Origin of the sequence: Nocardia sp. CA-120079 (genome assembly GCF_050955745.1) — a bacterium.
GTDB lineage: Bacteria > Actinomycetota > Actinomycetes > Mycobacteriales > Mycobacteriaceae > Nocardia.
This window is the reverse complement of sequence record NZ_CP192088.1, coordinates 8270529-8282430: the sequence shown is the minus strand read 5'-3', so window position 1 is coordinate 8282430 and position 11902 is coordinate 8270529. Positions and strand designations below refer to the sequence as shown.

The 11902-nt window shown below is 65.9% G+C and carries 9 protein-coding genes; 4 read left to right on the top strand and 5 right to left on the bottom strand.

From position 1 onward, the window contains the following. Positions 1-87 precede the first annotated feature (87 nt). The gene (locus ACQPYR_RS37685; protein ID WP_433624106.1) at positions 88-1377 is read left to right on the top strand and encodes an IS256 family transposase; all 1290 of its coding nucleotides are present in this window, start codon (positions 88-90) and stop codon (positions 1375-1377) included. 1056 nt (positions 1378-2433) lie between these two features. Here ACQPYR_RS37685 and ACQPYR_RS37680 read toward each other — a convergent pair. Both ACQPYR_RS37680 and mce read right to left on the bottom strand, forming a co-directional pair. Further along, positions 2434-3438: a hypothetical protein gene (locus ACQPYR_RS37680; protein ID WP_063044699.1), complete on the bottom strand. Its 1005-nt coding sequence runs from the start codon at positions 3436-3438 to the stop codon at positions 2434-2436. An 86-nt stretch (positions 3439-3524) separates the two neighbouring features. Beyond that, the gene (mce, locus tag ACQPYR_RS37675; RefSeq protein WP_433624104.1) at positions 3525-3998 is read right to left on the bottom strand and encodes a methylmalonyl-CoA epimerase; all 474 of its coding nucleotides are present in this window, start codon (positions 3996-3998) and stop codon (positions 3525-3527) included. A gap of 125 nt (positions 3999-4123) precedes the next feature. On the opposite strand from mce, the gene ACQPYR_RS37670 reads away from it, so the two are divergent. The 3 genes from ACQPYR_RS37670 to ACQPYR_RS37660 all read left to right on the top strand — a co-directional run bounded on the left by ACQPYR_RS37670 (position 4124) and on the right by ACQPYR_RS37660 (position 6678). After that, the gene (locus ACQPYR_RS37670) at positions 4124-5302 is read left to right on the top strand and encodes an acetyl-CoA C-acetyltransferase (RefSeq protein ID WP_433624102.1); all 1179 of its coding nucleotides are present in this window, start codon (positions 4124-4126) and stop codon (positions 5300-5302) included. A gap of 88 nt (positions 5303-5390) precedes the next feature. After that, positions 5391-5768: a DUF3817 domain-containing protein gene (locus ACQPYR_RS37665; protein ID WP_433624100.1), complete on the top strand. Its 378-nt coding sequence runs from the start codon at positions 5391-5393 to the stop codon at positions 5766-5768. Between the two features lie 61 nt (positions 5769-5829). After that, complete coding sequence (locus tag ACQPYR_RS37660) at positions 5830-6678, top strand: tetratricopeptide repeat protein (protein WP_433635350.1); 849 nt, start codon at positions 5830-5832, stop codon at positions 6676-6678. A 299-nt stretch (positions 6679-6977) separates the two neighbouring features. Here ACQPYR_RS37660 and glgB read toward each other — a convergent pair whose 3' ends face one another. From glgB to ACQPYR_RS37645, 3 genes are read right to left on the bottom strand one after another with little or no spacing between them, the layout of a single operon-like run. Further along, positions 6978-9134 carry a 1,4-alpha-glucan branching protein GlgB gene (gene glgB, locus ACQPYR_RS37655; protein WP_433624098.1) on the bottom strand — a complete coding sequence of 719 codons (2157 nt, stop codon included), beginning with the start codon at positions 9132-9134 and terminating at the stop codon, positions 6978-6980. After that, entirely contained in the window at positions 9131-11134 is a 2004-nt protein-coding gene (locus ACQPYR_RS37650) for a maltotransferase domain-containing protein (RefSeq protein ID WP_433624096.1), read from the bottom strand. The genes glgB and ACQPYR_RS37650 overlap by 4 nt, the downstream gene beginning before the upstream one ends. 38 nt (positions 11135-11172) lie before the next feature. Continuing rightward, positions 11173-11814 (bottom strand): LysE family translocator, encoded by a 642-nt coding sequence (locus ACQPYR_RS37645; protein ID WP_433624094.1) that lies wholly within the window; start codon positions 11812-11814, stop codon positions 11173-11175. Positions 11815-11902 lie beyond the last annotated feature (88 nt).

The following is an 11902-nucleotide window of genomic DNA, read 5'->3' as shown; positions in this document are numbered from 1 at the left end:
GGCTGCCGTCGCCATGACAGATCGGGACTGTGGATTTAAGGGTGTTTCCGGCCTGATTCGCTGAGCGATGTTCAGCGGGAAGGTGCCGTGATGACGACACTTGATGCCGTGACGAGGAAGAAGAAGCCGGTGGAGGCTTCGGCCGAGGAGCTCGCCGCCCAGGAGCTGGTCCGGATGGCCAAGGAGCAAGGGTTATCGCTGACCGGGCCGAACGGGTTGCTCAAACAGTTCACTAAGACCGTCCTGGAAACGGCGTTGAACGAGGAGATGACCGAGCATCTCGGTTTCGACAAGGGCCAAGCCCCGACCGAGCGCGAATCGGCCAACGTGCGCAACGGGACTCGCGCCAAGACGGTGTTGACCGAGGCGACGGGTCAGGTGCAGATCGAGGTGCCCCGCGATCGGGAGGGTAGTTTCGAGCCGCAGATCGTCAAGAAACGCCAGCGCCGGTTGACCGGGGTGGATGAGATCGTGCTGTCGCTGTATGCGAAAGGGCTTACCACTGGGGAGATTTCGGCGCATTTCGCTGAGATCTATGGGGCGTCGGTGTCGAAGGAGACGGTGTCTCGGATCACCGACAAGGTGATCGCCGAGATGGCCGATTGGGCCAACCGGCCCTTGGACGCGGTGTATGCCGCTATCTTCATCGACGCGATCGTGGTGAAGGTCCGGGATGGTCAGGTCGCCAACCGTCCGATCTATGCCGCGATCGGTGTCACGGTCAACGGTGAGAAGGACATCCTGGGTTTGTGGGCCGGCACCGGTGGTGAGGGCGCGAAGTTCTGGCTGAGTGTGTTGACCGATATCCGTAACCGCGGCTGCAAAGATGTGTTCTTCCTGGTCTGTGACGGGTTGAAAGGTTTGCCGGACGCGGTGGGCAACGTGTGGCCGCTGGCTACGGTCCAGACCTGTGTCATCCATTTGATCCGCAACACTTTCCGGCTGGCCGGCCGTCAGCATTGGGACGCGTTGCGTCGTGATGTGAAACCGATCTACACCGCCGTCAACGCCGCCGCGGCACGGGCAGCGCTCGATGAACTCACCGAGAAGTGGGGCACGAAATACGCTGCGATAGTGCGGCTTTGGGAGAATGCGTGGGAGGAATTCATTCCGTTCCTCGACTATGACGTCGAGATACGACGGGTGATCTGCTCGACGAACGCGATCGAGTCGTTGAACGCCCGCTACCGGCGCGCGATCAAAGCCCGCGGGCATTTCCCCACCGAGCAAGCCGCCCTGAAATGCCTGTATCTGGTCACCCGGTCCCTGGACCCGACCGGCGCCGGTCGGGCACGATGGACCATGCGCTGGAAGCCCGCGGTCAACGCGTTCGCGATCACCTTCGCCGACCGCTGGCCCGACGCCCAAACCTACTGAGAGAAACCGCCGGAAACACCGTTAGCGAGATAGTCCCGACAGATCAGCAATTCGGATCTGTAACACGTTCTCTCGGTGGATCACCTGCCGTCGGTGGTCCCACGACTGGCAACGCGGTGGTCCCACGACCACCATGGCAAACGACAGAGGATGGCTACCACCTGCGGGTGGGGGGTGGCTGCCTGCCCGGTGGGGGCGACGTTTGCTGTGGACGGCGGACGCTTGCCGGGGGAGGGTGGCTGCCTGCCGGTGGGGGCGGCGCTGCTGTGGACGGCGGGCGCTTGCTGGGGAGGCTGGCTGCCTGGTGTGGGGGGTGGCTGCTTGGTGTGGGGGGTGGCTGCTTTCCTGTGGAAGGCGGCGCTTGCGGTGGAGGGCTGCGCTTGCCTGTGGAGGGCTGCGCTTGCCTGTGGAGGGCAGCGCTTGCGGTGGAGGGCAGCGCTTGCGGTGGAGGGTGGTGCTGGCCGGTGGAGGGTGGCGCTTGCGGTGGAGGGCGCGATTCTGCGGATTCCTGTGGGGGAGTGTTTCGGCGTGCGGTGCAGAGCATTGCGTGGCGGCACGGGGCCTGCCGGTAAGGGCTCCGATTGCGGCCGCTCGGGGTGGGTCTGTGGGCCGAGAAGGCGAGTCTGCGGGTGGAAGCGTGCGTGCGTGAGGAATTGCGATTCTGTGGATTCTTTTGGGGCTGAGCATCTCTGGAAGAGCGGATGTCGTCGCGCCGTGCACGGTATTGCTGGTGGCCACATGGGTCGACATCGGAAGCCTGGACCCGGAACCGGTTGTCAGACGGCCGCAGAGATTCCGGTGGGTCCTGTGGATCTCCTTGGGGCTGAGGATCTCTGGGGTGGTCTAGGGAATCTCTGGGTTGGCCTAGGGCTGCAAACCCGAATGTTCCAGGGGTGCTGAGTGTCTAGCTGGGCCGGAAGTCGTTGTGGCGGTGTATGTCCCGTAGCGGGGCGGTGTCCGGCTACTCGCGACATTAGGAAGGCCGCCCCGGTGTGGGGCGGCCTTGGTGTGAATTCGGTTGGGGTGTTGCGTTTGTCGCCGCTCAGCCCGCCGTCGTCAGTTGGTGATTTCGGCGTTCTCGCGCTCGTCGGCGTCGATGTCGTCTTCCTCGGCCGAGACCTCGGGGATCGCTTTGGCGCGCGAACCGCCGGTGACCGACTTGGTGCCACCGCCGATGGACTTGCGCTGATCCGGAACCCCGTCCAGCAGTTCGCTTTCCCGGTTGACGGCCGCGAGCATGGCGGGCACCGAGTCGAGCTGGCCGCGGATACCGAGCAGCTGGGCGAGCACCCGGCCGCGCAGCACGCGCATCTCCTCGGCGAGTTCCTTGGCGTGCGCGATCTTGCGCTCGGAGGTCTGCGTGGCGGAGGTGATGAGGCGGTTGGACTCGTCGGTCGCGTCCTTGATCCGCTGAGCGGCCTCGGCGCGGCTGGTGGCCTCGAGCTCCTCCATCGCGCGGGTGAGCTTGGTGCGACGCTCCGCCATGGTGGCCTCGAAGTCCTGCTGGGTCGCCTTGCGCTTGGCATCGGCTTCCTTGCCGAGGCGGTCGGCCTCGGCCTGAGCGGCCTCGATGATCTTGGCAGACTCGGTACGCGCATTCGCCAGGGTCTGCTCGAATTCGATTTCGAGCGCCTCGCGCTTCTCCTTGGTCTCGGCGAGCAGCGATTCGTACTTGCCACGCATTTCGGTGGCCTGCTGCTCGGCGATCGACACCATTTCCGCCGCCTCGGCCTGCGCGAGCGCGCGGACTTCGGACGCCTCGTCGGAAGCCAGGCGCAGCATCCGAGAGATGCGGTCGGACATGCCTTCCGCAGTGGTCGGCGGAACCGAAAGGCGATCGACTTCCTTACGGAGCTCGTCGATCTCGTCCCGCGCGTCCTCCAGCTGGCTGGCGAGGTTACGGGCTTGCGCCGCAGCGGCATCCCGATCTGTGGCGGTGACCCTTAACTCGGCATCGAAACGGTCGAAGTAGTTGCGTACCTCGTCTTGCGCATAACCCTTGCGCACAACGGTGAAGGGCAGTGCAACGAAGCGATTGCGATCGGACTCAGGTGACGACATGGCACACAAACTACAGCCTACTTGCACATCATGGTGACTCGACCGCGAATGTGATGCGGACGAGTTTTTCAGGCCCGATCTTGATACTAGTGCGTAACATTCGCGTTCGGTTCGACCAACTCGATCAGCACACCGCCAGCATCCTTCGGGTGAATGAAATTGATGCGGGAATCGGCGGTTCCGTGACGCGGGGCGTCGTACAGCAAACGCAGACCTCGATCACGAAGATACATGGAGACGGCCTCGATATCGGTAACTCGATAGGCGAGTTGCTGCAGGCCTGGTCCGCTGCGGTCGATGAACTTGGCGATAGTGGAGTCCGCGTTGAGTGGCGCCAGCAACTGCAGGGCAGTCGCGCCGTCCGGTGCACCGGGCAATGACAGCATCGCCTCGTGCACACCTTGAGCCTCGTTCACCTCCCGATGGGTCTCGATCATGCCGAGATTGTCGGCATACCAGGCAATTGCGGCATCCAGGTCGGGTACCGCGATGCCCACGTGGTCGACGGCGATGACGTAGTCGCCGGGGATGAAGTTCGACGGGTCGATAACGTTGCTCACCCTTCGAACGTAGCGCGAACCTGGTAAGGGGGGTTCGAGCAGGACAAGCTACCGTGGGGTACAGAGGTTGACGTCGCGGGTGCTCGGTGCGCGACGCTGTTCGATCAATGAATGCGAGGCTCGTCGTGACCACAACCGTGATCGTTTCCGGTGCGCGTACCCCGGTCGGTCGGCTGCTCGGGGGTCTGAAGGACTTCACCGGTTCCGATCTGGGCGGTTTCGCCATCAAGGCGGCGCTGGAGAAGAGCGGCGTCGCGCCGGAGCAGGTCGACTACGTGATCATGGGCCAGGTGCTCACCGCGGGTGCGGGGCAGATCCCGGCCCGGCAGGCGGCGGTCGCCGCGGGCATCCCGATGGACGTGCCCGCGCTGACGGTGAACAAGGTGTGCCTGTCCGGCATCAACGCGATCGCGCTCGCGGATCAGCTGATTCGTGCCGGCGAGTACGAGATCGTCGTCGCGGGCGGTCAGGAATCCATGAGCCAGGCCCCGCATCTGCTCGAAAAGAGCAGGGAGGGCTACAAATACGGCGATGTGACATTGCGCGACAGCATGGCTTACGACGGTCTGCACGACATCTTCACCGACCAGCCGATGGGCGCGCTGACCGAACAGCGCAACGACGCCGAGCCGGTCAGCCGCGAGGATCAGGACGCGTTCGCGGCGGCCTCGCATCAGCGGGCGGCGGCGGCGTGGAAGAACGGCGTCTTCGATGACGAGGTGGTCCCGGTGTCGGTGCCGCAGCGCAAGGGCGACCCGATCGTGGTGGGCACCGACGAGGGCATTCGCGCGGACACCACCGTCGAATCGCTGGCCAAGCTGCGCCCGGCCTTCCGCAAGGACGGCAGCATCACCGCGGGCACCGCCTCGCAGATCTCCGACGGTGCGGCCGCGGTGGTCGTGATGAGCAAGGAGAAGGCACAGTCGCTCGGCCTGAGCTGGATCGCCGAGATCGGCGCCGCGGGTGTGGTGGCCGGTCCGGATTCGACGCTGCAGGATCAGCCCGCCAATGCGATCGCCAAGGCCTGTGCGCGCGAAGGCATTTCGCCCGCCGAGCTGGATCTGGTCGAGATCAACGAGGCGTTCGCGGCGGTCGGCATCGCGTCCACCCGCAAGCTGGGAATCGATCCGGAGAAGGTGAACGTCAACGGTGGCGCGATCGCCATCGGTCACCCGCTCGGCATGTCGGGTGCACGCATCCTGCTGCATCTGGCGCTGGAGCTGAAGCGGCGCGGTGGCGGTATCGGCGCGGCGGCGCTGTGCGGTGGCGGCGGCCAGGGCGATGCGCTGATCATCAAGGTGTAATTCTCGGCTCCGCCGCCCCGGAGATACCGGGTCGGCGGAGTTCAGGTGTGACCGGTTCAACTACGACCCGTCGTAGCAGTCCGGCACAATGGTGGCCATGGGCAATTTCTTCGACTTGAGCACCGTAGCCAAGCGGTTCCGCTTCATCGCTGTGCTGGAGGCGATCTCCTGGGTTTTCCTGATCGTCGGCATGGTGTTCAAGCGCCTCCCCGAACCGGTGCTGTGGCCGGTCAAGGTGTTCGGGATGACGCACGGCATCATCTTCGTCCTTTTCGTCATCACCGCGATCCTCGCGGCCCGCGAGCTTGCCTGGAACACAAAGACCACGGTGCTCGCGTTGCTGTCGAGCATTCCGCCGTTCTTCACTGTCCTCTTCGAGGTGTGGGCGGTGCGCGCGGGCAAGCTCGGTGAGCTGAGCCAGGTGACTTCCGTCGACTCCGGAGCCCCGGCCTCGGTCACGCCGTGACAAACTGGAAACCGTGACTCGACCCGCTGCCCGCCGCCCTTCGCCAGCCGTCGCCGCCGCCATGTCAGGTGCGGTGGATCTGTCCAGCCTGAAGCAGCCCCCGGCCGGTGCGTCGGGTGCGGGAGGCGGCGGCGACTACGCCGTCTCGGAGGCGGATTTCGAAACGAAGGTGCTGCGCCGGTCCACCCAGGTGCCGGTGGTCGTCGCGCTGTATTCGCAGCGCAGCCCGGGCAGCGTCGAGCTGGTCCGAACGCTGGAGCGGCTCGTCCAGGAGGACGCGGGCGCGTGGGATCTGGCGACGGTCGAGGCCGAGGCCAATATGCGGATCGCGCAGGCCTTCGGTGTGAAGGGCATTCCGACCGTGATCGCGGTGGCCGGTGGCCGCCCGCTCGCGGATTTCGAGGGCGCTCAGCCGGAGCCGCAGGTCCGGCAGTGGTTGAGCGCGGTCGTCGAGGCGGTCGGCGGGCAGCTCGAGGGCGGTGAGCAGCCCCAGGCCGTAGAGGACCCGCGTTTCACCGCCGCGGAGGCCGCGCTCGAGCGCGGCGACATGGCCGGCGCTGAAGCGGCCTATGAGGCCATCATCGCCGCGGAGCCGGGTAATGAGGAAGCAAAGAACGCACTGCGTCAGGTGCGCTTCCTGTCCCGTGCGCAGGCTGTTTCGGATTCCGCGATCGCCACCGCCGATGCCGATCCGGCCAATGTCGACGCGGCCCTGGACGCCGCCGATGTGGAAATGCTGAGCCAGCAGCCGGAGGCCTCGTTCGACCGGTTGATCGCCGTGATCAAGAAGACGGCCGGCGATGATCGCACCAAGGCACGCACGCGACTGCTCGAACTCTTCGAATTGTTCGACCCGGCAGAGCCTTTCGTGGTTGCTGCCCGCCGCAAGCTGGCTGCTGCGCTGTACTGACCCCGGCTGCTGCGGCGCGCATGGCATCGGCGGATAGCCTGCGCTGACGGAATCGCCAGGCACTATTCGCCGATCGCGGCGGTGCGGTCGGTTGCGGGGCGGTCATCTGCAACGCACCGGCGCAGCTCGCTGCGGGTGGCTTGCGGCTCCCTACCTATTGTGGTGCCGATGACTCTGGTGCGGGGCTGGATCGCGGGTGTTCGGAGCTAGCGCCATGGTGGCAGAGGGCCGGGCCTCAGCGCCGCTGCTTTGCCTGCGGAACTAACCCGGGTGGCCTGCTCAACCTAGCGTGTTGTGGCTTATGTCTCCGGCGCGAGCCAGATCGCGGTGTTCGGGGCCAGCGCCACGGTGGCCGAAGCCGGTCGACCGTGCCATGGCTCATCGGTTGCCTTGACACCGCCCAGGTTTCCGATGCCGGAGCCGCCGTATTCGGCGGCGTCGGTATTGAGGATTTCGCGCCAGGTGCCTGCGCTCGGCAGGCCGACGCGGTATTCGCCGTGCACCGAGCCGGAGAAATTGAAAACGCAGGCGATCACCGAACCGTCGGAGCCGTAGCGCAGGAAGGCGATCACATTGTTTTCGCGATCGTCGGCCTGGACCCAGGAGTAGCCGCCGGGGGTGGTGTCCTGACTCCACAGCGCGGGATGGGCGCGGTAGACCGCGTTCAGATCCCGGACGGCGGCCGTAATGCCCTGGTGCAGTGGGTTTTCCAGTTCGTGCCAGTCCAGGCCGCGGTCGTGTGACCATTCCCGGAACTGGCCGAAATCCTGGCCCATGAACAGCAATTGTTTACCGGGATGCGACCACATGTAGGCCAGCAGTGCGCGCACGCCCGCCGCCCTGGCGAAATCGTCGCCGGGCATCCTGGTCCAGAGGGTGCCCTTGCCGTGCACGACCTCGTCGTGGCTGATGGGCAGCACATAGTTCTCGCTCCACGCGTACACCAGCGAGAAGGTGATCTCGTTGTGGTGCCAGGAGCGGTGGATCGGATCGCGCCCCAAATAGCCCAGGGTGTCGTGCATCCAGCCCATATTCCACTTCATGGTGAAGCCGAGGCCGCCGACATCGGCGCCACGGGTGACACCGGGCCAGGTGGTGGATTCCTCGGCGATGGTGACGACGCCGGGATGGTGGCGGTGCACGGTTTCGTTGAGGTCCTGCAGGAAGTCGACGGCCTCCAGGTTCTCTCGGCCGCCGTGCACATTGGGTTCCCATTCACCTTCGGCGCGTGAGTAATCCAGGTACAGCATGGAGGCGACCGCGTCGACGCGCAGTCCGTCGATATGGAATTCCTCGATCCAGTACCGCGCATTGGCGACCAGGAAGTTGCGCACCTCGTTGCGGCCGAAGTCGAAAATGTAGGTGCCCCAGTCGAGTTGCTCGCCGCGGCGCGGGTCGGCGTGCTCATAGAGCGCAGTCCCGTCGAAGCGCGCGAGCGCCCATTCGTCGCGGGGGAAGTGCGCGGGCACCCAGTCGAGCAGTACGCCGATGCCCGCGGCGTGCATGCGGTCGACGAAGGCGCGGAAATCGTCGGGGGAGCCGAAGCGGGCGGTGGGTGCGTAATACGACGTGACCTGGTAGCCCCATGAGCCGCCGAACGGGTGCTCGGCGATCGGCAGCAGTTCGATATGGGTGAATCCGACCGCGCGCACGTAATCAGCGAGCTGATCTGCCAATTCGCGGTAGCCCAGGCCGGGACGCCAGGAGCCCAGGTGCACTTCGTAGACGCTCATCGGCGCGCGAGTGGGGTCGGTGCGTTCGCGGGTGGAAACCCAGTCATCGTCGGACCACACGTATGTGCTTTCGGTGACCACGGATGCCGTAGCGGGTGGCAGCTCTGTCGCGAACGCCAGCGGATCAGCGTGATCCACGGTGCGTCCGTCCGCGCCGTGCACCCGGAACTTGTATTTGGCGCCGACACCGACCCCCGGTACGAAGACCTCCCATACCCCGGAGGATCCGAGCGAACGCATCGGTGCGGTACTTCCGCTCCACCCGTCGAAATCGCCGATCACGGTGACACCCCGGGCATTCGGTGCCCAGACGGCGAACGAGGTCCCGTCCACCTCGCCGTCGAGAGTGGTGTAGCGACGCGGGTGCGCGCCGAGCACATCCCAAAGGTGTTCGTGGCGGCCCTCGCCGATGAGATGCAGGTCCAGCTCGCCGACGGTGGGCAGGAAGCGGTAGCCGTCTGCGCTGATGATCGTCTGTCCGCCTTGGTAATTGGTGACGATCCGGTAATCCATCAGGTCCGGATGCGGTACGACACCGGCGAAAATGCCGTGCCCCAACGACTTCAGCGAATGGTCGACGCCGCCGACCCGGGCGAACACGGTATCGGCATGCGGGCGCAGCACTCGCACGATCGTGCCGTCTGGATGCGGGTGCGCGCCGAGAACGGTATGGGGATCGGTATGGGTGCCCGCCGCGAGCAACATCAGATCGCGACGCTTCATCGAAATGTCCTCCGGAACGCCAGTTCCGCGCGTGCCTGCTGCGATACGGCGGGCAGCGTGAGAATGTGGGCGACCGCGCGGGCCGGATCCAGCCGCACGTAATTGGTCTGCGCCCAATGGTATTCCTCGCCGCTGACCTCGTCGAACACCACCGGATGGTCGTGCCATTCGCGGCCGATGGCGGGCAGGTCGAGTGAGATCATGCCCCATTCGGCCGCATAGGGATTCAGATTCACCACGACCAGCACCGCGTCGCCGCTGACCGGATCGACCTTCGAATAGGCCAGCAGTGCGTCGTTGTCGACGTGATGGAAGTGGATGCAGCGCAACTGCTGCAAGGCCGGATGCGCGCGACGGATCTCGTTGAGTCGAGTGATCCACGGCTCCAATGATTCTCCACGCGCGAGCGCCTCGGCGAACGGGCGCGGGCGCAGCTCGTACTTCTCCGAATCCAGATATTCCTCGCTGCCCGGGCGCACCGCCTGATGCTCGAAGAGTTCGAATCCGGAGTAGACACCCCAGGTGGGGGCCATGGTCGCGGCCAGCAGCGCGCGGATGGCGAACATGCCGGGCCCACCCTGCTGCAGGCTTTCGTGCAGGATGTCGGGGGTGTTGACGAACAGGTTCGGTCTGGCCTCGTCGGCCTTGGCGGCCAGTTCGTTGCCGAATTCGGTCAGCTCCCATTTCGCGACACGCCAAGTGAAATAGGTATAGGACTGGCTGAATCCGCGGCGGGCCAGACCGTAGAGCCGGGCCGGTCGGGTGAAGGCCTCGGAGAGGAAGATCACGTCCGGATCGGTGCGCCGCACGGTCGCGATCAGCCATTCCCAGAAATCGGCGGGCTTGGTGTGCGGGTTGTCGACGCGGAAGATCTTGACGCCCAAGCCGATCCAGTGCCGGACTACACGCAGTACCTCCGCGTACAGTCCGTCCGGATCGTTGTCGAAGTTGACCGGGTAGATGTCCTGATACTTCTTCGGTGGATTCTCGGCGTAGGCGATGGTGCCGTCCGGGAGCGTGGTGAACCACTCCGGGTGCGCGGCGACCCACGGATGATCCGGTGCGCACTGCAGCGCCAGGTCGAGCGCGACTTCGAGGCCGAGTTCGGTTGCGGTGGTGACGAATTCGGCGAAGTCGGCGGTGCTGCCGAGTGCGGGATGGATCGCATCGTGCCCGCCATCCTTCGAACCGATCGCCCACGGGGAGCCGACGTCACCGGGTTCGGCGGCGAGCGCGTTATTGCGGCCCTTGCGGTTGATCTCGCCGACCGGGTGGATGGGCGGCAGGTAGACCACATCGAAGCCCATGCCCGCGATGCGCGGCAATTCCTTTGCGGCGGTGGCGAAATTGCCGTGGACCGGGTTGCCCGCGGTATCGACGCCACCGGTCGATCGTGGGAAGAATTCGTACCACGAGCCGTACAGCGCGCGTTGACGTTCCACCAGCACCGAGTGCTGCGGGCCGCGAGTGACCATGTCCCGCAATGGCGTATCGCGCAGGATCTCCGCGACCTCCGCGCTGAAGGCGGGGGCGACCCGGGCGGGCAGCTGTTCGTCGGCGCGCAATGCCGTCGCGGCGGCACGCAAGCGCTCGAACTGCTTCTTGGGCACCGCCTGCGCGGCCCGCTCGAACAGCCGGGCGCCGAGTTCCAGGTCATTGGCGAGGTCGGCGGCGCTCTGTCCGACGGCGAGCTTGGCCTCTACCGCCGCCCGCCAGGTGGCGATCGGATCGCTCCAGCCCTCGATGCGGTAGGTCCACGTGCCGGGCAGGTTCGGTACGAAGGTGGCATTGAAGACATCCGGCTCGTAGTCCGGCGTCATGCGGATGCGGGTGATCCGCGTCGAGCCGGGGCCGCGCACCGCGAGCGTGGCGGAGACGGCGTCGTGCCCCTCGCGCCAGACCACGGTGCGCACCGGAAACACCTCGCCGACCACGGCCTTGGCCGACCGACCGCCGGGTATCGAAGGGGCGGTGTCATCGATGGCGATGCGGCCGGTCACGTCGACCAACCTACCGGGTGCGGGTCGGTTGGACTGGATCAGCGTGCGTCGGCCGCCAGACCGAGACCGAGCGCGACCAAGATCGCGCCGAGCGCGCGCTCCACCCGCTGCCGGATTCCGGTTCGCCGCAGCCAGGTCCCCGCGCGGTCCGCCGCCAGCACGATGCCGATGCACCAGGCGGTATCGATGACCAACTGGATACCGGCCAGGATCAGCACGGTCGGCAGCACCGGACCGCTCGACGGCAGGAACTGCGGCAGGATCGTCAAGCCGAAGACGGCCGCCTTCGGATTCGCCGCGATCGAGATCAGCGAGGCGCGGAACGCCGAACCGGGGGTGCGGCCGGTGGGCAGCAGTTTGGTCATCGTGCTGCCGAATTCGTCGTCACCGCGGGCGCCGCGCCAGGCCTGCACACCGAGCCAGATCAACACCGTCGCCCCGATGACGTGCACCGCCGTATTCATGAACCGGTTGGCGACCAGCAGCACCGACAGACCTGCGCCACCGGCGAGCGTCCAGCCGAACACCCCGATCTCGTTCCCGGCCACCGCCGCCAGTCCGGCCGCGCGACCGTCGCGCATTGCGCGCTGGAGAAACAGCGCCGTCGCCGGTCCGGGTAGTGCGGCCAGAATGAGGCAGGCAAGTAGGAACTGGGGGAGCACATCGATCCAGTGCGGCATCAGCCGATGCTCTCATTCACGCAAGTTCGCCGCGAGTGATATTCCGGTGCGGTGAGCGGCGGCGGGTAGTTCGTCGTGTCCGGCCCAG